This is a genomic window from Streptomyces sp. NPDC048254 (assembly GCF_043201895.1).
Taxonomy (GTDB): domain Bacteria; phylum Actinomycetota; class Actinomycetes; order Streptomycetales; family Streptomycetaceae; genus Streptomyces.
In genome coordinates, this window is sequence record NZ_JBICZJ010000006.1 from 1 (window position 1) to 23,988 (window position 23,988).

A 23,988-nucleotide genomic window follows, 5' to 3' on the forward strand; every position below is an offset into this window, starting at 1 on the left:
TCCCGGGGGGGGCGGCGTCACGCACATCCACCCCTGCGCGGGGGGGGGGGGGCCGGGGCGGGCGCCCCCCCCCCCCCCGGGGGGGCGGCGCGCCCCCCCCCCCCCCCCCCCCCCCCCCGCTCCATGTTCACGCGTACGAGAGGCCGTTGGTGGCCCCGTCCGCGGGTCAGACCTCCACGACGACCGGGAGGATCATCGGCCTGCGGCGATACGTGTCCGAGACCCACTTGCCGAGGGTCCTGCGGATGAGTTGCTGCAGCTGGTGGGGCTCCACGACCCCGTCCTGCGCCGAGCGTTCCAGGACCTCCGAGATCTTCGGGACGACGGCCGCGAACGCCGAGTCGTCGATGCCGGAGCCGCGGGCCTGGATGTGCGGACCGCCCGTGATCTTGCCGGTGGAGGAGTCGACCACGACGAAGACCGAGATGATGCCCTCGTCGCCGAGGATCTTGCGGTCCTTCAGGGCCGGCTCGCCGACATCGCCGACGGAGAGACCGTCGACGTACACATAACCCGCCTGGACCTTGCCGGAGATCTTGGCCTTGCCCTCGACCAGGTCGACGACCACGCCGTCCTCGGCGATGACGATGCGGTCGTGCGGGATGCCCGTCAGGGCGCCCAGTTCGGCGTTGGCGCGCAGATGGCGCCATTCGCCGTGCACTGGCATCAGGTTCTTCGGCCGGCAGATGTTGTAGAAGTACAGCAGTTCGCCGGCGGAGGCATGGCCGGAGACATGCACCTTGGCGTTGCCCTTGTGGATGACGTCGGCACCCCAGCGGGTCAGGCCGTTGATGACGCGGTAGACCGCGTTCTCGTTTCCGGGGATCAGGGACGAGGCCAGGATGACCGTGTCGCCGTCGACGATACGGATCTGGTGGTCGCGGTTGGCCATGCGGGACAGGGCGGCCATCGGTTCGCCCTGGGAGCCCGTGCAGACCAGGACCACCTGGCTGTCCGGGAGGTCGTCGAGCGTCTTGACGTCGACGACGAGACCCGGCGGGACCTTGAGGTAGCCCAGGTCCCGGGCGATGCCCATGTTGCGGACCATGGAGCGTCCGACGAAGGCCACCCGGCGGCCGTACTCGTGGGCCGCGTCCAGAATCTGCTGGATGCGGTGGACATGGCTGGCGAAGCTCGCCACGATGATCCGTTTGCGGGCTCCGGCGAAGACCTGACGCAGGACGCTCGAGATCTCGCGCTCGGGCGGGACGAAGCCCGGCACCTCGGCGTTCGTCGAGTCGGCCAGAAGAAGGTCGATGCCTTCCTCGCTCAGCCGTGCGAACGCGTGTAGATCCGTCAGACGGTGGTCCAGCGGGAGCTGGTCCATCTTGAAGTCGCCGGTGTGCACCGCCATGCCGGCCGGGGTGCGGATGGCCACGGCCAGGGCGTCCGGGATGGAGTGGTTGACGGCGACGAACTCGCAGTCGAAGGGGCCGATGCGCTCGCGCTGCCCCTCCGCCACTTCCAGGGTGTACGGGCGGATGCGGTGCTCCTGGAGCTTCGCCTCGATGAGGGCGAGGGTCAGCTTGGAGCCGATGAGCGGGATGTCCGGCTTCTCGCGGAGCAGGAAGGGGACGCCGCCGATGTGGTCTTCGTGGCCGTGGGTGAGGACGATGCCCTCGATGTCGTCGAGACGGTCCCGGACGGACGTGAAGTCCGGCAGGATCAGGTCGATTCCGGGCTGCTCCTCCTCGGGGAAGAGCACCCCGCAGTCGACGATCAGCAGACGGCCGCCGTACTCGAAGACGGTCATGTTCCGGCCGATCTCGCCGAGCCCGCCGAGCGGGGTGACGCGCAGGGCGCCTTCGGGGAGCTGGGGCGGCGGGCCGAGTTCAGGATGCGGATGACTCAAAAGACTCTCCTCACCACCCACGCCACGTACCGGTCGGGCACGTGGCGTGGATGACGTTCGTGCATAAGCAGTTGTCGTTGTGGAGTGCGGGCACCGGTGTCCCGCCGTATTCAGTTGTTAGGCCTTGCTACGCGGACGTCCGCGTGAAGTCTGTTGTCAGAGCTGTACCCCGCCAGCAGCAAGATCGATCTTGAGCTGGGCGATCTCCTCGGCCGAACATTCGACCATGGGGGCGCGCAGCGGCCCGGCAGGCAGTCCCTGGAGGGTCAGCGCGGCCTTGGTCGTCATGACGCCCTGGGTGCGGAACGTGCCGGTGTAGACCGGGAGCAGCTTCTGGTGGATCTCCATGGCCTTCTGCACATCACCGGAGATGAAGGCCTCGACGAGGGCCCTGAGGTCCGGGGTGACCACATGGCCCACGACCGAGACGAAGCCGACGGCGCCCACGGAGAGCAGCGGCAGGTTGAGCATGTCGTCGCCGGAGTACCAGGCGAGGCCGGACTGGGCGATGGCCCAGCTCGCGCGGCCGAGGTCGCCCTTGGCGTCCTTGTTGGCGACGATCCTCGGGTGCTCGGCCAGGCGGACGAACGTCTCGGTGTTGATCGGAACGCCGCTGCGGCCGGGGATGTCGTAGAGGATGACCGGCAGTCCGGTGGCGTCGGCCACCGTCGTGAAGTGCCGGTACAGGCCCTCCTGCGGGGGCTTGTTGTAGTACGGCGTGACGACCAGCAGGCCGTGTGCGCCGTCGCGCTCGGCCTGGCGGGCCAGCTCGATGCTGTGGTGGGTGTCGTTGGTGCCGACGCCGGCCACGATGTGGGCGCGGTCGCCGACCGCCTCCAGTACGGCTCGTACCAGGTCCGATTTCTCCGCATCGCTGGTGGTGGGCGACTCACCGGTGGTGCCGTTGATGATCAGGCCGTCGTTGCCTGCGTCCACCAGGTGGGTAGCGAGCCGCTGCGCGCCATCGAGGTCGAGTGCGCCGTCCGCCGTGAAGGGCGTGACCATGGCGGTGAGGACCCGCCCGAAGGGGGTCTGCGGAGTGGAGGTCGGAGCCATGGGTTACACGCTACTCGGTGCTCACGGCGCGGTCTGCCCTTGGGGTGTGGGGAAAGTCCTGACAAATGCGGAGCCCGGCACTGCCTGCTCGGGGGTTCAAGCAGTGCCGGGTCCGTTTGATCAGGCTAGATGAACTTCACTAAATGCCGCAATACGGACACCTCTCAAGGCCGGTCCGCACGGACGTCGACCAGAGGAGCCCGCCGGCCTTGCGCCTACGATGAGATCCCGGCGCCGAAGCGGTACGGCCGCTGCCCGGCCCCCGCAGCCAGGCACAACGGCACCGGCGTGGGAGGATTACGCCTCTCTGCCCCATTCTGAACTGGAGTGATCACCATGCACGCGGTCGAACCACAGGTGCATCTCATCGGCCGCCCGGAGCTCGACTACGACGAGATCGCGGCGTACCTGCAGGATGTCGGTGGAGAGAAGTGGCTGGAGCGCATCGACCGCGGTGAGCTGGACGACGCGCAGAACCTCGCGGAGTTCGCGGGCCGTATCTGCTACCGCTCCTGGGAGCCCGGTCTCAACCCGAACGTCACGCGTATCCGCGCGGACCAGGAGAAGTACCTGAAGAACATCCTGGCCAGCGCCCATGGGTCGGTCCTGGAGCACGTCACCTTCAACTTCATCCTGCACAACGTGAGCCGCGTGGCCACCCACGAGCTGGTACGCCACCGGGCGGGTGTCGCGGTGTCCCAGGAGTCGCTGCGTTTCGTGCGTCTGGACGACCTGCCGTTCTGGTTCCCCGAGTGGGCCCAGCAGGACGCGGAGCTCATGTCACGCGCCGAAGGGCTCCTCAAGGAGATGGAGACCTTCCAGCTCTGGATGGCGGACCACTTCGGACTGGACGAGGAGGGCGTGCCCTTCGCGGAGAAGAAGGCCAAGACCTCCTTCATGCGACGGTTCGCACCCGAGGGTCTGGGGACCGGCCTGGTCTGGAGCGCGAACGTGCGCACCCTGCGGCACGTGATCGAGAACCGCACGGCGGCCGGGGCCGAGGAAGAGATCCGCCTCATCTTCGGAAAGGTGGGCGAGCTGATGGTCAAGGAGGCCCCGGCGCTCTTCGGTGACTACACCGTCGAGGACGGCGCGTGGGTCCCGGGCTGGCGGAAGGTCTGACGCCGCATCCAGTTCCGTACATCGGAGACACGGCCGGGGTTTTCCAGCGCGATCGTGCTGGAAGGCCCCGGCCGTCTTGTGCAGCGTCCAAGACTCCAGGGCGGCCCGCTGACATCGGGGCGTTCGGTACCGGGGCGCGACATCTTTGGCGAACTTCGGTGAAGTTCTGTGAATTCGGGGCAACCGGGCACCTATCGCTACGTTCGCTCGTCTGTGTTGGTGAGAGCGATTCGTTCGATCCCTTCCCGCGGTTCCAGAAAGGAGACGCCCCCGATGTTCCTCCCCCAGCGCCCGCTGGGCGGTGCCCCCAGGCGCCAACCCGTACCCTTCGCCTTCATCGCCGAAGCCGACAAGTTCCGCAGCAATGTCGCTCCCCCACCCCGTCAGCGGTCGTCCGTGAGTCAGATAGCCGGGCGCTGGCTGCTCGGGCTCACCATCGCCGCCGGCTTGGTGGGCGCGCTGGTCCTGGGCATGCCGGCGTTGTCCACGCCGTCCGACACGGGAACCCAGCAGTCGCAGGCCTCTCAGGGGCACTGACTCTTCCGGACCCCCGCGAGTGGTGAGCGGGAACACGGCCGGATAGCCTCACCGGGCACAGCCCATGCATGGATTGAGTGAGGACCAGCCGTGCCCCTGCCCTTCCTGATGGCCGACCGCACCGATGACGCGGCACTCGACAGCCCCCTGCCCTTCGACGACCGGGACCGCTGGCGCCGTCCCTACCGGCCCGGGCCGTGGCGGGTGGGCGGAGCCGCCCTGTGGCTGCTGCTGGCCTCGTTCGTGCTGTTCGCGGCGGTCGCGCTGGCCCTGACCGGCTCGCTCTCCTCCGCCGGGGCGGTCCTCGGCATCGCCCTGCTGATCATCGCCGGCGCCCTGCGGATACTGCGCATGGGCGTGTGGGTCAGCGCGCGGGGGGTGCGCCAGGTGGGTCTGCTGTACACGCGGACGGTGCCCTGGAAGCGGGTCGTCTCGGTGCGCACGGCACAGCAGCCGGTCCGCTGGCTGGGGCTGCCGCGCACGGTGCAGGGTCAGGCGCTGACGCTCGTACGCAAGGACCGGTCGTCGGACGACATGGATCCGTTGCTGACCACGCACGGGATGGACTTCCTGGGCCGGGCGTCGGCCTTCGACCGTGCGGCGGACGCGGTGGAGGCGTGGGCGGCGGAGTACGGGCGCGGCTGAGCGCCCCCGGTGGCCATACGAAGCAGGGGCCGGTCCGCGTGATGCGGACCGGCCCCTGCCGTGTATGCGGGGTGCCGCTCAGGCCTCCAGCGGCCTGCCGTCGTGCAGGGCGATGGCGCGCTGCATCGCCTTGCGGGCGCGCGGGGTGTCCCGGGCGTCGTGGTAGGCGACGGCGAGCCGGAACCAGCTGCGCCAGTCGTCGGGGGCGGCCTCGGTCTCGGCCTTGCGCTTGGCGAAGACCTCGTCGGCGGAGTCCCGGTCGATGCGGCCGCCGGGGGTGCGCTTCAGTTCGTCCACGGGCAGGCCGCCCTCGGCGTCGAGTTCCGCGGCGAGGGCGTTGGCCCGGCGGACGAACTGGGTGTTCTTCCACAGGAACCACAGGCCGATGACCGGCAGGATCAGCACCGCCACCCCGAAGGTGACGGTGAGGACCGTGCCGGTCTGGATGAGCATCACGCCCCGGCTGCCGACCAGGACGAAGTAGAAGACCAGGACGGCGGCCGTGAGGGCGTAGGAGAGCTTCGCGCGCATGTCAGAGGTCTCGTATCAGCCCAGGTCCAGGAAGTTTTCCAGGCCGAAGGTCAGGCCCGGAGTGGTCACCACGCGGCGGGCGCCGAGCAGGATGCCCGGCATGAAGCTGCTGTGATGGAGGGAGTCGTGGCGGATGGTGAGGGTCTCGCCCTCGCCGCCGAGGAGGACCTCCTGGTGGGCCAGGAGGCCGCGGAGGCGGACGGCGTGGACGGGGATGCCGTCGACATCGGCGCCGCGGGCGCCGTCCAGCGCCGTCACCGTGGCGTCCGGGGCCGGGGCGGTGCCGGCCGCGCGGCGGGCCTCGGCGATGAGCTGGGCGGTGCGGGTGGCGGTGCCGGAGGGGGCGTCGGCCTTGTTCGGGTGGTGGAGTTCGACGACCTCCACCGATTCGAAGTAGGGCGCGGCGATCTGCGCGAACTTCATCGTCAGCACGGCGCCGATGGAGAAGTTCGGGGCGATGAGCACGCCGGTTTCCGGGGACTGGTCCAGCCAGCCCGTCAGCTGCGCGAGGCGCTCGTCGGTCCAGCCCGTGGTGCCGACGACGGCGTGGATGCCGTGGCGGACACAGAAGTCGAGGTTGCCCATCACCGAGGCGGGTGTGGTCAGTTCGACCGCGACCTGGGCGCCGGACTCGGCCAGCGCCTCCAGCTTGTCGCCCCGGCCGAGGGCGGCGACCAGCTCCATGTCCTCGGCGGTCTCGACCGCCTTGACCGCCTCGGAACCGATACGGCCCCGGGCGCCGAGGACCGCCACGCGCAGCTTGCTCATCTTCTTCGTTCCTTACCGGTGGTGTGTCAGGCGACGGCGTCGTGCAGGCGTGCGGCCTGTTTGTCCTTGAGCGGGCCGATGACCGACAGCGACGGGCGCTGTCCCAGGATGTCGCGGGCGACGGAACGGACCTCGTCCGGGGTCACCGCGGCTATCCGGGCCAGCATGTCGTCGACGGACATCTGCTCGCCCCAGCACAGCTCGCTCTTGCCGATACGGTTCATCAGCGCGCCGGTGTCCTCCAGGCCGAGCACCGTGGAGCCCTGGAGCTGGCCGATGGCACGGCCGATCTCCTCGTCCGGCAGGCCGTGCTCGGCTACCTGGTCCAGTTCGTCCCGGCAGATCTTGAGGACGTCGTGGACCTGCGAGGGCCGGCAGCCGGCGTACACACCGAACAGGCCGCAGTCGGCGAAGCCCGAGGTGTAGGAGTACACGCTGTAGGCCAGGCCGCGCTTCTCGCGGACCTCCTGGAAGAGCCGGGAGGACATGCCCCCGCCGAGGGCGGTGTTGAGCACGCCGAGCGCCCAGCGGCGGTCGTCGGTACGGGGCAGTCCGGGCATGCCGAGGACGACGTGCGCCTGTTCGGTCTTGCGGCCGAGGAGTTCGACGCGGCCGGAGGTGCGGATGGTGCGGCTGCCCTCGCGCGGGCCGATGGGGGCCGCTTCGGCGGTCCGGAAGGCACCGGCCTTCTCGAAGGCCGCGCGGACCTGTCGTACGACCTTGTTGTGGTCGATGTTGCCGGCCGCCGCGACCACCAGGTGGGTGGGGTCGTAGTGCTTCTTGTAGAAGCGGCGGATGCGGTCGGCGGTGAGGGCGTTGACCGTGTCGACCGTGCCGAGGACCGGGCGGCCGAGGGCGTTGTCGCCGAACATGGTGTGCGCGAACAGGTCGTGCACGCAGTCGCCCGGGTCGTCCTCGGTCATGGCGATCTCTTCGAGGATCGCGCCCCGCTCGACGTTGACGTCGTCCTCGAGGATGAGCGAGCCGGTCAGCATGTCGCAGACGACGTCGATGGCGAGCGGCAGGTCGGTGTCGAGCACGCGCGCGTAGTAGCACGTGTACTCCTTCGCCGTGAACGCGTTCATCTCGCCGCCGACCGCGTCGATGGCGGAGGAGATGTCCAGGGCGGAGCGGCGCGTGGTGCCCTTGAAGAGGAGGTGCTCCAGGTAGTGCGTGGCGCCGTTCAGGGCGGGGGTCTCGTCGCGGGAGCCGACGTGGGCCCAGATGCCGAAGGTCGCGGAGCGGACCGAGGGCAGGGTCTCGGTGACGATGCGCAGGCCGCCGGGGAGGGTGGTCTTGCGGACCGTGCCGATGCCGTTCTCGCCCTTGATCAGGGTTTGGGTACGGGCGACGGCCCGCGCCTCCGAAGAGGTGCGGGCCGTCGTCGTGGAGCTGCTCGACGTCACTTGTCGGTGTCGTCCTTTGCGTCCTCGTCGGAGCCTTCTTCGCCCTCGATCACGGGGATCAGGGAGAGCTTGCCGCGGGAGTCGATCTCGGCGATCTCGACCTGGACCTTCTGGCCCACGCCGAGGACGTCCTCGACGTTCTCCACGCGCTTGCCGCCGGCCAGCTTGCGGATCTGCGAGATGTGCAGCAGACCGTCCTTGCCGGGCAGCAGGGACACGAACGCGCCGAAGGTGGTCGTCTTCACGACCGTGCCCAGGTAGCGCTCGCCGACCTCGGGCATCGTCGGGTTGGCGATGCCGTTGATCGTGGCGCGGGCGGCCTCGGCGGCCGGGCCGTCGGAGGCGCCGATGTAGATGGTGCCGTCGTCCTCGATGGTGATCTCGGCGCCGGTGTCCTCCTGGATCTGGTTGATCATCTTGCCCTTGGGGCCGATGACCTCACCGATCTTGTCCACGGGGATCTTGACGGTGATGATCCGCGGGGCGTTCGGGGACATCTCGTCCGGCTTGTCGATCGCTTCCATCATCACGTCGAGGATGTGGAGGCGGGCGTCCCGGGCCTGCTTGAGGGCGGCGGCCAGGACGGAGGCCGGGATGCCGTCCAGCTTGGTGTCGAGCTGGAGGGCGGTCACGAACTCCTTGGTGCCGGCGACCTTGAAGTCCATGTCGCCGAAGGCGTCCTCCGCACCGAGGATGTCGGTGAGGCTGACGTAGTGCGTCTCGCCGTCGATCTCCTGGGAGATCAGGCCCATGGCGATACCGGCGACCGGGGCCTTCAGCGGCACACCGGCGTTCAGCAGCGACATGGTGGAGGCGCAGACCGAGCCCATGGAGGTCGAGCCGTTCGAGCTGAGCGCCTCGGACACCTGGCGGATCGCGTAGGGGAACTCCTCGCGGGTCGGCAGGACCGGGACCAGGGCGCGCTCGGCGAGGGCGCCGTGGCCGATCTCGCGGCGCTTCGGGGAGCCGACGCGGCCGGTCTCGCCGGTGGAGTACGGCGGGAAGTTGTAGTTGTGCATGTAGCGCTTGCGGGTCACCGGGGAAAGGGTGTCCAGCTGCTGCTCCATCCGGAGCATGTTGAGGGTGGTGACGCCCAGGATCTGGGTCTCGCCACGCTCGAACACGGCGGAACCGTGCACGCGCGGGATGGCCTCGACCTCGGCGGCCAGGGTGCGGATGTCGGTGACACCGCGGCCGTCGATGCGCTTCTTCTCCTTGATCACGCGCTCCCGGACCAGCTGCTTGGTCAGCGAGCGGTACGCGGCGGAGATCTCCTTCTCGCGGCCCTCGAACTCCGGGAGCAGCTTCTCGGCGGCCAGACCCTTGACGCGGTCCAGCTCGGCCTCGCGCTCCTGCTTGCCCGCGATCGTCAGCGCGGAGGCGAGCTCCGGGCGGACGGCGGCGGACAGCGCCTCCAGGATGTCGTCCTGGTAGTCGAGGAAGATCGGGAACTCGCCGGTCGGCTTGGCGGCCTTCGCGGCGAGGTCGGCCTGGGCCTTGCAGAGCACCTTGATGAAAGGCTTCGCGGCGTCCAGACCGGAGGCGACGACCTCCTCGGTCGGCGCCTCGGCACCGCCCTGGACCAGCTGGATGGTCTTCTCGGTGGCCTCGGCCTCGACCATCATGATCGCGACGTCGCCGTCCTCCAGGACGCGACCGGCGACCACCATGTCGAAGACGGCGTCCTCGAGCTCGGTGTGCGTCGGGAACGCGACCCACTGGCCGTTGATCAGCGCGACGCGGACGCCGCCGATCGGGCCGGAGAAGGGCAGGCCGGCCAGCTGGGTGGACGCGGACGCGGCGTTGATCGCGACGACGTCGTACAGGTGGTCGGGGTTGAGCGCCATGATGGTGGCGACGACCTGGATCTCGTTGCGCAGGCCCTTCTTGAAGGACGGGCGCAGCGGGCGGTCGATCAGGCGGCAGGTGAGGATCGCGTCCTCGCTCGGCCGGCCCTCACGGCGGAAGAAGGAACCCGGGATCTTGCCGGCGGCGTACATCCGCTCCTCGACGTCCACCGTGAGGGGGAAGAAGTCGAGCTGGTCCTTGGGGTTCTTGGAGGCGGTGGTGGCCGACAACACCATGGTGTCGTCGTCCAGGTACGCCACGGCGGAGCCGGCGGCCTGCTTGGCCAGGCGGCCCGTCTCGAAGCGGATGGTGCGGGTGCCGAAGGTGCCGTTGTCAATGACGGCCTCGGCGTAGTGGGTCTCGTTCTCCACTAGCGTTTTCTCCGTTACTTTCGTCTGCGTTACGTCTTTTGTCCCGGTCTGCCCGTGTGGCAGGGGGACGGTCCCGGAGAAGCGCGCCGTGCTGTGCGGGCCGGTCTTCGATCGAAGCACCCGGGGCTCGCTTCCCCCCGGGGGCCACTACCGAGGACCGGCGGCGGCTTGGGTGCGCTTCTCCTTGTTCGCTGTCGTGCTGTGTCGTGCGTATTGCGTTGTGCTACCACACTACAAAGCGTGAGTGACACTCCGCACGTTTCCGCACGTACGGCAAAGGGAGCGGCCCCGGGTGTCTCCGGGAACCGCTCCCTTCACGGCGTGTTACTTGGCGCCCGCCGCACCGCGGCGGATGCCCAGGCGGTCGACCAGCGCACGGAAGCGCTGGATGTCCTTCTTCGCCAGGTACTGCAGGAGGCGACGGCGCTGACCGACCAGGATCAGCAGACCACGACGGGAGTGGTGGTCGTGCTTGTGGATCTTGAGGTGCTCCGTCAGGTCGGAGATCCGACGCGACAGCATGGCGACCTGGACCTCGGGGGAGCCGGTGTCGCCCTCCTTGGTACCGAACTCGCTGATGATCTGCTTCTTCGTAGCGGCGTCGAGCGACACGCGTACTCCTCGTAGTCTGTGAGTGCCCACCGAGCGCCCCCGGTCTTCATCGCGGGGGAGCTTCCACTACTCGGGAGGCGGGATCCGTCGGGCGCGGCCTCAGGGGTCCACGGGGGACTCCGGGGGTGCGTACACAAACGGCCGTCGACCAGGGTACCAGTGCCGGAGTACAGGAATGTCCGGGACGGTCCCGGACCGTGCGAGACGGCCGAAGACAGGGCGACCGCCAGTAGTGTGACCGTCACAGCGTACGTACGTCGTCGGGAAGGGGTCGCCGCGGGATGAGCGAGACGGCTGAGGAGATGAAGGCGCGCAAGGAGCGGGAACGGGACGAGCTCTACGCGCTCGACATCTCGGGCGTCGAGTGGCACTGCGCGCCCGGCACCGAGCAGGACGAGGAGCGGGTCGAGATCGCCTACCTTCCCGAGGGCGCCGTGGCCATGCGGTCGTCGCTCGATCCGGACACCGTGCTGCGGTACACGGAGGCGGAGTGGCGGGCCTTCGTACTGGGCGCCCGGGACGGCGAGTTCGACCTGGAGCCGAACGAGCGCAACGGCGGCCTGGCCGCCCAGTGACCGACGGCCCGGCTGTGGGGGGGGGCGCCCCCCGGGCCCCCCCCCCCCCCCGGGCCCCCCCCCCCGGGGGCGCGGAGGGGCGGCCCCGCCCCCACGCCGGCCGGGGGGGGGTGTTGTGGGGGGGGGGCATGCCGTGGGGCGCCCGGGGGGGGGGGGCGCCCCGGCCCCCCCCCCCCGCCCCCCGGGCGGGGGCCCCCCCCCGCCCCCGGGGGGGGGGGGGGGGGGCGCCCGGGGGGCGCCCCCCCCCACAGCCGGGCTCAGCTCTCTTCGGCGCTGCCGATGCCGAGCACGGACAGCACGGCGGCCTTGGGGTGCTTGTCGTCGGCGGCGAGTTCCCGCTTCGCGAAGAAGACCCTGCCCTGTTCCACCACGATGTCCGACTGCGTCGGGTCGCCGAGCTCGCCCTCCTCGTCGGACGGCAGGCCGAAGAGCAGGTACGGGGTCAGCCTGCCGGTGCGGGGATTCCAGGCCTCCACGGCGGACGGTTCGATGTCGCTGAGGCTGCTGCGGAACACCAGCAGCCGGTCACCGCTCATCCGCAGCGGGACGACGGGCTCCAACGGCCGTCCGTCGAGTTTGCCCACGGTCTTGCCGGTCGTGCGGTCGAAGGCGACGATCCAGTTCTCCGGCTGGTCGATCTCGGACTGGTCCTTGCTGGTGACGTAGACCTGGTCGGGCCCGACGACCACGCCGTCGCAGTTCTCCAGGTCGCCGAAGAAGCCGGCGGAGAAGTAGCGGTCGCCGCACCGGGGGTCGTAGGCGTCGCCGCCCATGGAGATGGTGGCGAGCTTGCCGCCGTCGTCACCGTCGAGGGTGATGAGGTCGGTGACCAGGGTGTCGCCCGCCGCGACGGCGAGTACCGGCGGATCGGCGGAGGGCAGATAGACGTCCTGGACACCGGCGGCGACCTTGTAGGTCCAGCGCGGCTTTCCGGTGCGGGGGTCGAGCCGCTGCACCCGGTAGGTGGTGTCGGGTGCGGCTCCGCAGCTCTCCAGGGCGAGCAGCGCGCCTCCGCCGGCGAAGCCCTTGTCCACGCACTTGGCGCCGGTGGTGCTGTTCCAGAGCCGCTCGCCGCTCTTCATGTCGTAGGCCACCGAGCCGTGCCCCCAGGCCACGGCGACGACGCCCTTGGTCAGCGTGAGGTTCGTGTTGGTGACATAGGCCTCGCGCGCCGAGGGCATCGTGGCGGTCCACAGCTTCTTGCCGTTGTTCAGGTCGACGAAGACGACCTCGTCGCAGATGCCGGCGTCCTTGGTGCCCTTGCGCTTGTTCGGCTGCACCACGACCGCGGTACGGCCGTCGACGGTGACATGGCCGCTGGTGGCGCAGAGGTGACCGTCCAGTTGGATGGTCCAGGCCGTGTCGTCGACGCCCGCTTCTGTCTTGACGCCCACGATCCTGGTGCCGATGCCCTTGGCCAGGACCTTGCCGGTGGCCCAGGTGCCCGGCGCGTACCGCGGACTGGGGTCGCTCTCCTTGGGGAGGTCCTCCTCGTAGTGGTCGACCACGACCCGGCCCTCGGGCGAGGCCGGGGTCCGCTCGGTGGTCTGCCGTATCGCGTCCGGAGCGGGGGCGGCGGCCTGCCGGGCGGCGGACGACGTGTCGTCACCCAGGGACATCGCCAGCGCGCCGCCCGCGGCCAGCACGACGGCCACGGCGGCCGCCAGCGCGCCGAACAGACGTCTGCGCCGCTTCTTTCGCTCGCCGTCGGCGGCGAGTGTGGACTGGGTGTAGATGGATGGAGGTGGGCCGAAGCTCACGCCGAACGTTCCCTTTCTTCCCTTTTCTTCTCTGCTTCGCGCTACGCGTACGGCAGAACTTCCGGGAAGGCTGCGGCATGTGCCGTGCTCACTCGTACTCCCCCGTCCCCCGTGGCGTCCGCGCGCAATACCCCCGTCTTCGGGGAGAGTTCATCTGTGCTCACGCGAACACACGCTCACCCTATCCCCTTCGCACCAGGGCATCATGGACATGACTCACGCCCCCCGGAGTGGTCAACTACCGCCCGAAGTGACGGTCCTTGCCCGTTTTGTTCATCGATTGTTGGGCAATACGAAAGCTCTGCACAGGAGTTCCGGGCAGGGTGTGACCAGGCGGACGTCCGTATTGAGACGGACGGGCCTGCCGAGGTCCGGCTCCTGGTGATTAGGCTGGGAGGGGGGCGCGACGTCAGGACCGTGAACAAGACGTCGGTGCCCCGAGGGGGAGAGCCGGTGGATCGGACTACCTCAAACGAATACGGATGCTGAGAACGACACGACATGGTCGTCGCGCCGGCACGGCATGAGGGTGCTCGACCACACCAGGAGGAACTGTGAGCAGCGATCGGGACGGGATCCGCGGGGGCTGGGCCACACCCGGCGAAGACCAGCCCGACGCGGAGTCCCCCAGCGAGATGACGGGCGAGTTCACGATCGACTACGCCCCGCCCGCCTGGTACACGCAGAACGCGGCGGGCGGCCCGGGAGCGGCCGACGGCCCTGGCGGGCCGGGGTCGGCTCCGGGTGCCCCGGGGTCCGGTGACCCGTCCGGCGCGCCCGGCGGAGCGGGGGCTCCGGGCTCCGGCTCCGGTACGACGCCTGCCGCGCAGCCCCGTTCGCCGTTCCCGCCGGGAGCGCCGATCCCCGGCCTGACTCCCCCGCCGCACGCCCAGCAGCGGGGCGGAGCGCCGGGTCCCGCCGGTCCGTTCACTCCCGCACCGACGTCGGCTCCGGGTGCGCCCTTCACCCCGCCGCCGACGGCGACACCCGGAACACCGTTCACGCCCCCGCCCGCCTCGACGCCGGGTGCGCCGTTCACGCCCCCGCCCGCCTCGACGCCGGGTGCGCCGTTCACGCCGCCGCCCACCGCCGCACCTGGCGCGCCGTTCACCCAGCCGCCCGCTTCGGCGCCGGGTGCTCCGTCGGCGTCCGTGCCTGCTGCGACGCCCGGGGCGCCCTTCACCCCGCCGCCCACATCAACGCCCGGCGCTCCGTTCACTCCTCCGCCCGCGTCAACGCCCGGTGCGCCCTTCACCCCGGCGCCGACGGCGACACCCGGGGCACCGTTCACCCCGCCGGCCGCCTCGACGCCGGGTGCGCCGTTCACGCCGCCGCCCACCGCCACGCCGGGTGCGCCGTTCACGCCGCCCGCCCCGAGCGCGGACGCGGGGGCGCAGGCCGCTCCGCCGGCGCCGGCCGCCCGGCCCGCCGCGCCGTTCACCCCTGCCGCACCCCCCGCGGAGGGTCCGGCCGCCGTACCGAAGCTGCCGGTCGGTTTCGAACCGCAGCGGCCCGCCGCCGAAGAACCGGCGCCGGAGCCCGAGCCGGACAACGGTGACCTGGACAGCGGGGCGACGATGCGGATCTCCCCCGCCGCGCTGAAGCGTGACATCGCCGAGGCCGCCGGGCAGGCAGCCGCCGTCAGGAACGCGGCCGCCGAGCAGAGCCGCGCCGAGGACGAGGACGGGACCGAGACCGAGACCGACGAGGAGGAGCAGTCGGCGGCCGACGTCATCGCGCTGCTGGTCGACTCCGGCGCCAAGGGCGCGGACGAATCGCCGCACGTCGGCACCGAGGACGAGACCCCCCTCGACGACGACGCCGACCCCAGCGGTACGGCCGAGACCGACGAACTCGCCCAGAACGCCGCCCCGGTGGACGACACCGAGGGGGACGAGCCCCAGGACGCGGTCGCCGACACCGACGACGACGGCGAGCACGACGACGAGTACGGCGAGTACGACGACTACGACGAGACGCACCCCGCGTCCGAGGATGCCGCCGACGCCGTGGCCCCCGAGGACGCCGACGAGCCGGAGCACGCGCCTCCCGCGCCCCAGGACGCCGTAGCCGCCGCTCCCGCGCCGCAGCACGCGCCCCCGGCTCCCGAGGCCGCCGTGCCGCCCACCGCCTGGACTCCCCCGCCGACGCCGCCGACACCACCGGCCGCGGTGCCGCCCCTGCCGCCGTCCTACCAGCCCGCGGCCCCCGCACCGGCCGCCCACTGGCCGGCCCAGCCGGCGCCGTCGGAGCCGGCGCCCGGTCAGCCGCAGCCCCAGCCGGCGGCCGCGCAGGGTCCCACGGCCGTGCCCGGGCAACAGCCGGCGTTCCAGCCGCAGGCACCGCAGCCCGCGCCCGCCGCCTGGCAGCAGCCCCCGGCCCAGCAGCCGGGCGCCCCCGTCCCGCCGCCGCAGGCACCGGACGGCTACGGCTTCCCCCAGCCAGGCGCCCAGCCCCTCGCTCACCCGGCCGCACCGCCGCAGCCCGCCGCCCCCGACGCACAGGGCGGTTACGGCTACCCCGGCGCCCCCGTGCCCCAGGCGCCCGCACCGGCCGGCTACGGCTTCCCGCAGCCGGCCGCGCAGCCCCCGGCGCCCCCGGCTGCCCCGGCCCAGCCCGGCGGATACGGCTTCCCGCAGCCCGGTCAGCAGCCGCAGGCCCCCCAGGACCCGCGCGCCGTCCAGCCCGCCCAGCCGCCCGCTCCGGCCCCGTACCCCGAGCAGCAGGACCCGCAGGCACCGCAGGCTCCCCAGCCCCCGGTCGACCCGCGGGTCGGTGCCGCCTGGCCGCAGCCCATGCAGCACGACCAGCGGCAGATGACCAACCCCGGTGCGGCGCCGCTGGGTTACACCGCGGCCGTGGAGCTGTCCTCCGACCGGCTGCTCAACAACAAGAAGCAGAAGGCGAAGAGCGGCCGGCCCGGTGCCGCACCCTCGCGGTTCAAGCTCGGCGGCAAGAAGGAGGAGGCCGAGCGGCAGCGGAAGCTGGACCTGATCCGTACGCCGGTGCTGTCCTGCTACCGGATAGCGGTGATCAGCCTCAAGGGCGGTGTCGGCAAGACCACCACGACCACCGCGCTCGGCTCCACCCTCGCCACCGAGCGCCAGGACAAGATCCTCGCCATCGACGCCAACCCGGACGCCGGCACACTCGGCCGCCGGGTGCGCCGCGAGACCGGCGCCACCATCCGTGACCTGGTCCAGGCGATCCCGTACCTCAACTCCTACATGGACATCCGGCGGTTCACCTCCCAGGCGCCGTCCGGTCTGGAGATCATCGCCAACGACGTCGACCCGGCCGTCTCGACCACGTTCAACGACGAGGACTACCGGCGCGCGATCGACGTCCTGGGCAAGCAGTACCCGGTCATCCTCACCGACTCCGGAACCGGTCTGCTCTACAGCGCCATGCGCGGTGTGCTCGACCTCGCCGACCAGCTGATCATCATCTCGACGCCGTCGGTGGACGGTGCGAGCAGCGCGAGTACGACGCTGGACTGGCTGTCCGCGCACGGGTACGCCGACCTCGTGTCGCGGTCCATCACGGTCATCTCCGGGGTGCGCGACACCGGAAAGATGATCAAGGTCGAGGACATCGTGGCGCACTTCGAGACGCGCTGCCGGGGTGTCGTGGTCGTCCCCTTCGACGAGCATCTGTCCGCCGGTGCCGAGGTCGACCTCGACATGATGCGGCCGAAGGTGCGCGAGGCGTACTTCAACCTCGCGGCGATGGTCGCCGAGGACTTCGTACGCCACCAGCAGATGCACGGCCTGTGGACCAGCGACGGCAACCCGCCGCCGGTCGCCGCCCCGCCGATGCCGGGCCGGCCGCTGCCCGGCCAGCAGTACGCCCCGCCGCCGGCTCCGGGCCAGCAGGAGCCGTACGCGCCGGGACAGCCGTACCCGCAGCCGTATCCGCAGCAGCCGGGACAGCCTCCGCAGCAGGAGCTCTACGGCCGGCCCCAGCCCGGCGCCCAGCCCTACCCGCAGCAGCCGGGCCAGCCGTACCCCCCGCAGGCGCAGGCGCAGCCCGGTTACGGCTATCCGCAGCCGGGCGCCCAGCCCCCCGCGCCCCCGGCCCCGCCCGGCGGTTACGGCTTCCCGCAGCAGGGCCAGCCCCAGCCGCCGCACCCCCAGGAGCCGCCGCAGCCGCCGCAGCAGTAGCCGATACGCCGAAGGGCGGCCGGTGCCTCACCGGCCGCCCTTCGGCGTGTTCATGGACGAATCCTCGGGTCAGGCGTCCTCGGCCGCCACCAGCTCACGGCAGCGCTTGACGTCCTCGGCCATCTGCTCCAGCAGCGCGTCCAGCGAGTCGAACTTGGCCTGGCCGCGGACGTAGGCCAGGAAGTCGACGGCGACATGCAGCCCGTACAGGTCGAGGCCGACGCGGTCGATGGCGTACGCCTCGACCGTGCGCTCGGTGCCGTCGAACTGCGGGTTGGTGCCGACGGAGATCGCGGCCGGCATCACCTCGCCCTGGGCGTGCAGATAGCCGGCGTAGACGCCGTCGGCGGGGATGGCCGTGTGCGGCAGGGTCTCCACGTTGGCAGTGGGGAAGCCCAGCTCACGGCCGCGCTGGGCACCGCGTACGACCACGCCCTCCACCCGGTGCGGGCGGCCCAGGATCTCGCGGGCGCCCGCCATGTCACCCTCGGCGACCAGGCGACGGGTCAGGGTCGAGGAGAACGGCTCGCCGCCGCCCGCCTCACCGCGCACGTACAGGTCGACGACCTCGACCTCGAAGTCGTAGACCTTGCCCTGTTCGGCGAGGAACTCGACGTTGCCCGCGGCCTTGTGGCCGAAGCGGAAGTTGGGGCCCTCGACGACGGCCTTGGCGTGCAGCTTGTCGACCAGCACCTTGACCACGAACTCGGCCGGCGACAGCCGCGAGAACTCGGTGGTGAAGGGCAGGACCAGCGCCGCGTCCACGCCCAGCTCCGCCATCAGCTCGGCGCGGGTGTGGTGCGGGGCCAGCAGCGGCGGGTGGCTGCCGGGGCGGACGACCTCGCTGGGGTGCGGGTCGAAGGTGACGACGACCGCCGGAATGCCCAGCTCACGGGCGCGTTCGACGGCATGCCGGATGATCAGCTGGTGACCGCGGTGCACCCCATCGTAGGAACCGATGGTGACGACGCTGCGCCCCCAGTCCTCGGGGATGTCCTGCAAGCCACGCCAGCGCTGCACTGTGTCCGCTCCTCGAACCTGTGTCCGTTGTCCGTCTTACGCAGGTCTAAGGGTGCCATGTTTGCCGGACTCGGCTCACACCGGCACGGTCGCTGTGACCGGGCGCACGTGTCCGCGGTCACGCGGGGACCCGGACGCCCGCCAGATTTCCCAGCATGCGGCGGGTGCTGGGCCCGACCACCGCGGCCCATTCCTCCGGGGTGTCGGTGAGCCAGCGGGCCATCTGGGCGGCGAATCCGGGCACGTGCCGGCCCAGGTCGACCAGTCCGCGGTCGAACCGGGTCGCCCCGTCCGGGGTGCGGACCAGCAGCAGCCCGGTGCGCCTGACCAGCTCACGCATCTCGTCGCCGTCGTCCTCGCGCTGTACGGCGGCCGCGTGCAGCAGCGCGTCGAGAACGCCCGGGTCCCGCTCGTGGGCGAGCAGGAACTCCAGCAGTTCCCGGCGCAGCGGGCGCGAGACGGGGGTGCCGGCCGCGCCGAGGACGGTCGCGAGGGCCGCTCGTACCGGCTCGGGGCCGTGGTCGAGCAGCCCGGTGACCAGCGGCAGCAGGGCGGCACGGGCTCCGACGCCCTGGTCGAGGCGGCGCTCGACGAACCCGGCCACCTGCCCTGCGGTCTCCGGGCGCAGCTCGACTGCCTCCAGGACCAGCTCGGTGACCCGGTGGGCGAGGGCCGGTGTGGTGACGTCGGCGAGGGCGCGCAGCACCTGTCCGGCGCCGGGCCCGCGCAGCCGGGTACGGAAGGCCTCCAGGACGTCGTCGGGGTGGGTGGCCAGGGCGGGGACCAGGGCGCTCGGCGCGAGCTGTGGGTCGCCGGTGGCGAAGTGCCCCAGCGCCTGCGGGAGATGGCGGGCCCGGGTCCGCGGGTCCCGGACCAGCAGGGCGAGGGCGCCGCCGTGCAGGGTGCAGTCGGCGGGGCGGGCGAGCAGGGCGAGCGCGGCGTAGCGGAGCAGTTCGCGGTCGGGCTCGCTGCGGACGTAAGGGGCGGCGCGCAGGCCGTAGGCCACGGCGGCCACCCGGCGGGCCGGGCGCTCGTCGTGCGCCCAGCGGTCGACGGCCCGGCACACCGCGGAGGGCTCGTCCTCGGCGAGCACGGCGAGCAGTTCGTCGCCCCGCCGGTGCGCGGCGTCGACCAGTACCTCGGTCAGATCGTCCAGCGCCCGGTGCCGATGAGTGTGCAGCAGCGCCTGCGCCACGGTCGCCACGGTGGCGTGCGGCATCGCGGGCAACGGCCGCTCGTCGTCGAACCACCGGGTGAGATACGGCTGTACGGCGGTGGGGGCGGCGGCGAGCAGCCGGGCGACGGCGTCCAGGTAGCGCGGGGCCGTGCCCTCGGGCTCCTCGGCCGGCGGCCGGGCCCCGAACCGGCCGACGCCCGCGGTCTCCGGCAGCGGCTCGTCGGCGAGCACCAGCCTCCGCAGCAGATCGAAGCGATCGGCGTCGGGCAGGGCGAGCGCGGTCCAGAAGTCCGGCGCGAACTCGGCGGGTGCGGTGCGCTGCCGGCCCACGACCCGGTCGGCGAGCAGCCGCAGCACCCCGGTGTACGGCGTGGCGTCGGGCAGCCGGAGCAGGGTCTGGGTGAGCAGCCGGGCGGCCCACCAGGAGCCCGGGTCGAGGTCGAGGGCGTGCGCCAACTCGTTGAGCCGCGGGGCGAGTTGGGCCGGTCCGTACTGGCGGTCGAGGAGCAGCAGCGCCTGCACGACCGGGCCGACCCGGTGGTGCGGGACGGGCAGGGGGTGGGCGCTCTCGGGGGTCCGGGGGCGGTGGACGAGGGCGTGCAGGGCCTCGTCCAGGTCCAGGTGCATGCCCTGGATCCAGTCGGCCAGCTCCTCGTGGGCGAAGCGGTAGCCGCCGCCCGCAGGGACCAGCAGGCCCTCGGTGAGCACGGCGGAGGCCCAGCCGGAGCCGCCGCCCAGGTGGGCCGGGACGGGTCCCCAGGGGAACACCGCCTCGAACGACTCCCGGTCCAGCTCGCCCTGGCCGGGTCCGAGGCTGCGCCGGGCGGCCTCGTGCACCTGGCCGGAGACGCGGGCGGCGAGCCGTCGTACGGCCGTGCCGCGCAGGCCGTTCTCGGCGGCCAGCCGGACCGCGATGCGCAGGCACAGCAGGTCGAGGTAGGCGGCGAAGACGTCGTGCCGGTCGATCGGGCCGTCGGCGCGGGCGTCCGGGAGGGCGGCGCGGACCTCGGAGAGCAGGCGCAGGGCGAGGGGGTGGCGGGCGTCGCGGTCGGTGAGGGCGCCGTCGGGCACGCCGTAGCGGGAGCGGGCGCGGCGGGCCTCGTCGGGGGTGAGGTCGGCCAGCCGGACGCAGGAGGGGGTGCCGGTGCCCCGGTGCAGCAGGTCGGGCGGGAACTCGGCGCCGGCCCGCTCCCAGTACTCCTCGCGGCAGGCGACGAGGAGCCGGGCGCCGCTGTCGCACAGCCATGAGGCGGTGCCGGCGGTCCAGGCGGAGAGCCGGTGGGCGAGGACCGGTGGCATCTCTTCCGGGCCGTCCAGCAGGAGGAGCAGTGGCCGTCCGGCCCGGGCGGCGACCCGGGCCAGCCGTTCCACGGTGAGTTCGCCCAGGTCGCCCGGGAGTTGGGAGCGGGAGGCGGCGACGATCCGGACGGCGCGCTCCAGCGAGCGGCGGGCCGCGTCGGCGACCGAGTCGTCGGCGTCCTTGAGGTCGGCGCCGCGGAGCCAGAGGGTGGGGGCGGGGTGTGCTCCGCGGTTGCGGCGGGCGGCGAGGGCGGCGAGTTCCGTGGTGCGGCCGGTTCCGGGGGCGCCGACGAGGGCCAGGACGGTCCCGGTGCCTTCGGCGAAGGCCGACAGCTCCGTTGCGGTTGCCGCACGCTCTACGGGCTGAACGGGGTCCGTGTGTTCGTCTGCGGGCGCGTGGGGGCTTGTCGCGTCCACGCGGCGGTAGCCGCATGTTTGATACAGCCCCGCGCCCCTTTGGGGCGCTGCCATGCGAGGACTGGATTGGCCCACATAACCGGCCAGGGCACCCGGGGGGCCGTCCTGGCCTACTGACGTGGCTGTCAGTTCCAGGGTGCCTGCGAGGTTGAGGTCGGTGCCGTAGGCGGGGACCGTCGCGGCGTTGCGGGTGAGAAGGTCGGTCAGGGGGGTGCTGTCGGGGTGGTGGAGCGAGACGGCGAAGCCCACGTCTCGCTGGCCGGACTGGAGGGCCGTGCCCAGGACGCCGAGGACCGCGCCGGTCTCCGCGTCCAGGACCGGGCCGCCGGCCGCCCCGCCGCCGAGGCGCAGGGCGTCCCGGCCTGCCGTGCCGATCGCCAGTTCCAGGGCGTCCTCGAGGAGATGGAAGCGGTCGGTGGCGGTGTACGTCACCTGTGTCGCGGCCAGCACCCGGGCCTCGCGCCAGCGGTCGGCGGCGATCCGAACGTAGGTTCCGGTCGGGATCCGCTCCCGTACCGTGATCGGCAGCGGGTCCACGCAGAGGCCCTCGGTGCGGATCAGGGCCAGGTCGTGGGCGGGCAGCGGGGTGACCGCGTCCGAGTCGACCACGCACGTACGGTCCCCGGCCGCGTGCAGCACGATCCGGGCGAGCCCGTCGACCGCCTCGTGGCTGGTGACCAGGGTGCCGTGGTGGTCGGCCAGGAAGCCGGTGCCGCGTGGGCGTCCGGCGAGGTCGCGGACCCGGACCAGCCGGTCGTCGAGTACCGGCCAGGTGTCCTGCCGCGCCTCCCGCGTACCGTCCGCCGTGCGGCGACCGCTCCCGGTCCGCGGGCCCCGTCCCGCCATGATCGAACCTCCCCGCCCGTACATCCGTGCCCTTGTCTGAGACGGTAGGCGCGAAATGATCAGCAGGACAGAGCGGGTGGCGAACGCGCCCCCCTCCGCTCCCCCGGTTCACTCCGAGCGCCTGCTCGGTCGGGTGAATAGCCCGGGGCGGGTGGATACACCCTAGGGGTGGGGGAACCGAGGGGGGACCGTGGAGCGGCGGCGGCGCCAGACCCCGTGGTCGCCGCTCCACGGGCACACCGGGCGGTTCAGCCGAACACGGCGAGGCTCTTGGCCTTGCCCTTCTGCTCCTCGACGAGCACCAGGAAGCGGCCCTCGGGGCTGAACACGGCGACGGGACCGGCGCCGGCGTACTGCTCGGGCATGTCGATCCGCACCCCGTTGGTGAGCAGGCCGGCCCGCCTGGCGTCGACGTCCCAGCGCGGGAACGCCGCCCCGGCCGCCTCGGCGATCGGCATTACGGTCAGCTCCTGCTGGAGCTGGTCGAGGGTGCGTGCGGAGTCCAGCTTGTACGGTCCGACGCGCGTCCGGCGCAACGCCGTGAGGTGGCCGCCGACGCCCAGGTCGGCGCCCAGGTCGCGGGCGAGGGCGCGGATGTAGGTGCCGGAGGAGCAGACCACCGAGACGACCAGGTCAAGCACGGGGGTGCCGTCCTCGGCGACGGCGTCCCGGACGTCGTAGACCGTGAACGACGAGACGGTCACCGGCCGGGCCGGGATCTCGAAGTCCTCGCCCTCCCGGGCGCGCTTGTACGACCGTACGCCGTCGATCTTGATGGCGCTGACCTTGGACGGCACCTGCATGATGCGGCCGGTCAGCTTGGCGATGGCGGCGTCGACGGCCTCGCGGGTGACCTTCGAGGCGTCGGTGGACGAGGTGATCTCGCCCTCGGCGTCGTCGGTGAGGGTGTTCTGCCCGAGGCGGACGGTCCCCAGGTACTCCTTCTCGGTGAGGGCGAGATGCCCGAGGAGCTTGGTCGCCCGCTCGATGCCCAGGACGAGGACGCCGGTGGCCATCGGGTCGAGGGTGCCGGCGTGCCCGACGCGCCGGGTGCGGGCGATGCCCCGCATCTTGGCGACGACGTCGTGCGAGGTGAAGCCCGACGGCTTGTCGACGATGACAAGGCCGTCGGGCGGGGTGGGCTTGCTGGTCATTCGGTGGCGTCGTCCGTCTCGTCGGCGTCGTCCTCGGAATCCGGCTTCTTGTACGGGTCCGCCTCACCGGCGAAGGCGGCGCCCGCGGAGACCTCGCGGACCTTCGCGTCCGAGGCCCGTGCCTTGTCGAGCAGGTCCTCGATGGTCTTCGCGGTGTCCGGGAGGGCGTCCGCGACGAAGGTCAGGGTCGGCGTGAACTTCACGCCCGCCGCCGCGCCGACCGCCGAGCGGAGCACGCCCTTGGCGCTCTCCAGGCCCGCGGCGGCCGCGGCCCGCTCCTCGTCGTCGCCGTACACCGTGTAGAAGACGGTCGCCTCCCTGAGGTCACCCGTGACCCGGGTGTCCGTGATGGTGACGTGGGTGCCGAGACGCGGGTCCTTGATCCCGCGCTGCAGCTTCTGGGCCACCACCTCTCGGATGAGGTCCGCCAGCCTCTTGGCGCGCGCGTTGTCGGCCACTGGTCCGTCTCCCGTTCTTTCTTCTTTGTCGTTCTCAGGTCTAGTCGTCGTCGCCGTGGACGCGCCGTCGGACGGACAGCAGCTCCACCTCGGGGCGGGCGGCGACCAGCCGTTCGCACCGGTCGAGTACGTCGGTCAGGTGCGCGGCGTCGCCGGAGACCATGGCAAGGCCGATGCCGGCCCTGCGGTGAAGGTCCAGGTGGTCCACCTCGGCCGCGCTCACGGCGAACTTCCGCTGGAGTTCGGCGACGATCGGGCGGACGACGGAGCGCTTCTCCTTCAGCGAATGGACGTCGCCGAGGAGGAGGTCGAAGGACAGAGTCCCCACGTACATGTATGTAACCGGTTCACCCGCCGGTACGGGATCGATG

Annotated in this window: 18 protein-coding genes; 5 read left to right on the forward strand and 13 right to left on the reverse strand. The window is 71.8% G+C overall.

Annotation, left to right across the window (positions count from 1 at the left end; translation table 11 throughout):
• Positions 1 to 166: 166 nt before the first annotated feature.
• A complete protein-coding gene (locus ACGFZQ_RS18100) occupies positions 167 to 1,852 on the reverse strand; it encodes a ribonuclease J (protein WP_393841212.1) in 1,686 nt (561 codons plus the stop codon).
• A 156-nt stretch (positions 1,853 to 2,008) separates the two neighbouring features.
• Positions 2,009 to 2,908, reverse strand: a complete 900-nt coding sequence (gene dapA / locus ACGFZQ_RS18105) for a 4-hydroxy-tetrahydrodipicolinate synthase (protein WP_351747494.1) — start codon at positions 2,906 to 2,908, stop codon at positions 2,009 to 2,011.
• Positions 2,909 to 3,244: 336 nt separating this feature from the next.
• On the opposite strand from dapA, the gene thyX reads away from it, so the two are divergent.
• The 3 genes from thyX to ACGFZQ_RS18120 all read left to right on the forward strand — a co-directional run bounded on the left by thyX (position 3,245) and on the right by ACGFZQ_RS18120 (position 5,212).
• Complete coding sequence (thyX, locus tag ACGFZQ_RS18110) at positions 3,245 to 4,030, forward strand: FAD-dependent thymidylate synthase (protein WP_351747496.1); 786 nt, start codon at positions 3,245 to 3,247, stop codon at positions 4,028 to 4,030.
• A 273-nt stretch (positions 4,031 to 4,303) separates the two neighbouring features.
• Positions 4,304 to 4,567, forward strand: coding sequence for a hypothetical protein (locus tag ACGFZQ_RS18115; RefSeq protein ID WP_351747497.1), 264 nt, complete (start codon positions 4,304 to 4,306; stop codon positions 4,565 to 4,567).
• A gap of 90 nt (positions 4,568 to 4,657) precedes the next feature.
• On the forward strand, positions 4,658 to 5,212 hold the full coding sequence (locus ACGFZQ_RS18120) for a hypothetical protein (protein ID WP_351747499.1): 555 nt from the start codon (positions 4,658 to 4,660) through the stop codon (positions 5,210 to 5,212).
• Between the two features lie 78 nt (positions 5,213 to 5,290).
• Here the strand turns inward: ACGFZQ_RS18120 and ACGFZQ_RS18125 are convergent, their stop codons facing one another.
• From ACGFZQ_RS18125 to rpsO, 5 genes are all read right to left on the reverse strand, one after another.
• The gene (locus ACGFZQ_RS18125) at positions 5,291 to 5,743 is read right to left on the reverse strand and encodes a hypothetical protein (protein ID WP_351747501.1); all 453 of its coding nucleotides are present in this window, start codon (positions 5,741 to 5,743) and stop codon (positions 5,291 to 5,293) included.
• 15 nt (positions 5,744 to 5,758) lie between these two features.
• Positions 5,759 to 6,511, reverse strand: a complete 753-nt coding sequence (gene dapB / locus ACGFZQ_RS18130; protein ID WP_365805976.1) for a 4-hydroxy-tetrahydrodipicolinate reductase — start codon at positions 6,509 to 6,511, stop codon at positions 5,759 to 5,761.
• Between the two features lie 26 nt (positions 6,512 to 6,537).
• Entirely contained in the window at positions 6,538 to 7,917 is a 1,380-nt protein-coding gene (locus tag ACGFZQ_RS18135) for a M16 family metallopeptidase (RefSeq protein ID WP_382547335.1), read from the reverse strand.
• Positions 7,914 to 10,136 (reverse strand): polyribonucleotide nucleotidyltransferase, encoded by a 2,223-nt coding sequence (locus ACGFZQ_RS18140; RefSeq protein WP_351747506.1) that lies wholly within the window; start codon positions 10,134 to 10,136, stop codon positions 7,914 to 7,916. Before ACGFZQ_RS18140 ends, ACGFZQ_RS18135 begins: the two co-directional genes overlap by 4 nt.
• A 324-nt stretch (positions 10,137 to 10,460) precedes the next feature.
• Positions 10,461 to 10,748 carry a 30S ribosomal protein S15 gene (gene rpsO, locus ACGFZQ_RS18145; RefSeq protein WP_351747508.1) on the reverse strand — a complete coding sequence of 96 codons (288 nt, stop codon included), beginning with the start codon at positions 10,746 to 10,748 and terminating at the stop codon, positions 10,461 to 10,463.
• 281 nt (positions 10,749 to 11,029) lie between these two features.
• Here rpsO and ACGFZQ_RS18150 point away from each other — a divergent pair, with 281 nt between their 5' ends.
• Entirely contained in the window at positions 11,030 to 11,323 is a 294-nt protein-coding gene (locus ACGFZQ_RS18150) for a DUF397 domain-containing protein (RefSeq protein ID WP_123973668.1), read from the forward strand.
• Between the two features lie 257 nt (positions 11,324 to 11,580).
• Here the strand turns inward: ACGFZQ_RS18150 and ACGFZQ_RS18155 are convergent, their stop codons facing one another.
• Positions 11,581 to 13,083: a PQQ-binding-like beta-propeller repeat protein gene (locus tag ACGFZQ_RS18155; protein ID WP_393841213.1), complete on the reverse strand. Its 1,503-nt coding sequence runs from the start codon at positions 13,081 to 13,083 to the stop codon at positions 11,581 to 11,583.
• Positions 13,084 to 13,637: 554 nt separating this feature from the next.
• On the opposite strand from ACGFZQ_RS18155, the gene ACGFZQ_RS18160 reads away from it, so the two are divergent.
• The gene (locus ACGFZQ_RS18160; RefSeq protein ID WP_393841214.1) at positions 13,638 to 17,246 is read left to right on the forward strand and encodes an SCO5717 family growth-regulating ATPase; all 3,609 of its coding nucleotides are present in this window, start codon (positions 13,638 to 13,640) and stop codon (positions 17,244 to 17,246) included.
• 69 nt (positions 17,247 to 17,315) lie between these two features.
• Here ACGFZQ_RS18160 and ACGFZQ_RS18165 read toward each other — a convergent pair whose 3' ends face one another.
• From ACGFZQ_RS18165 to ACGFZQ_RS18185, 5 genes are all read right to left on the reverse strand, one after another.
• Positions 17,316 to 18,266: a bifunctional riboflavin kinase/FAD synthetase gene (locus ACGFZQ_RS18165; RefSeq protein WP_393841215.1), complete on the reverse strand. Its 951-nt coding sequence runs from the start codon at positions 18,264 to 18,266 to the stop codon at positions 17,316 to 17,318.
• A 118-nt stretch (positions 18,267 to 18,384) separates the two neighbouring features.
• A complete protein-coding gene (locus ACGFZQ_RS18170; protein ID WP_393841216.1) occupies positions 18,385 to 22,005 on the reverse strand; it encodes a trypsin-like peptidase domain-containing protein in 3,621 nt (1,206 codons plus the stop codon).
• Between the two features lie 248 nt (positions 22,006 to 22,253).
• Positions 22,254 to 23,159, reverse strand: coding sequence for a tRNA pseudouridine(55) synthase TruB (gene truB, locus ACGFZQ_RS18175; protein ID WP_393841217.1), 906 nt, complete (start codon positions 23,157 to 23,159; stop codon positions 22,254 to 22,256).
• Positions 23,156 to 23,617 (reverse strand): 30S ribosome-binding factor RbfA, encoded by a 462-nt coding sequence (rbfA, locus tag ACGFZQ_RS18180; RefSeq protein ID WP_382546818.1) that lies wholly within the window; start codon positions 23,615 to 23,617, stop codon positions 23,156 to 23,158. The genes truB and rbfA overlap by 4 nt, the downstream gene beginning before the upstream one ends.
• A 40-nt stretch (positions 23,618 to 23,657) precedes the next feature.
• Complete coding sequence (locus tag ACGFZQ_RS18185; protein WP_351747520.1) at positions 23,658 to 23,951, reverse strand: DUF503 domain-containing protein; 294 nt, start codon at positions 23,949 to 23,951, stop codon at positions 23,658 to 23,660.
• Between the last annotated feature and the right edge of the window lie 37 nt (positions 23,952 to 23,988).

Coding starts and splice junctions, on each gene's coding strand:
- dapA (WP_351747494.1), bottom strand. CDS start 2,908: ATGGCTCCGACCTCCACTCCGCAGACCCCCTTCGGGCGGGTCCTCACC.
- thyX (WP_351747496.1), top strand. CDS start 3,245: ATGCACGCGGTCGAACCACAGGTGCATCTCATCGGCCGCCCGGAGCTC.
- ACGFZQ_RS18115 (WP_351747497.1), top strand. CDS start 4,304: ATGTTCCTCCCCCAGCGCCCGCTGGGCGGTGCCCCCAGGCGCCAACCC.
- ACGFZQ_RS18125 (WP_351747501.1), bottom strand. CDS start 5,743: ATGCGCGCGAAGCTCTCCTACGCCCTCACGGCCGCCGTCCTGGTCTTC.
- dapB (WP_365805976.1), bottom strand. CDS start 6,511: ATGAGCAAGCTGCGCGTGGCGGTCCTCGGCGCCCGGGGCCGTATCGGT.
- ACGFZQ_RS18150 (WP_123973668.1), top strand. CDS start 11,030: ATGAGCGAGACGGCTGAGGAGATGAAGGCGCGCAAGGAGCGGGAACGG.
- ACGFZQ_RS18170 (WP_393841216.1), bottom strand. CDS start 22,005: ATGGCGGGACGGGGCCCGCGGACCGGGAGCGGTCGCCGCACGGCGGAC.
- truB (WP_393841217.1), bottom strand. CDS start 23,159: ATGACCAGCAAGCCCACCCCGCCCGACGGCCTTGTCATCGTCGACAAG.
- ACGFZQ_RS18185 (WP_351747520.1), bottom strand. CDS start 23,951: ATGTACGTGGGGACTCTGTCCTTCGACCTCCTCCTCGGCGACGTCCAT.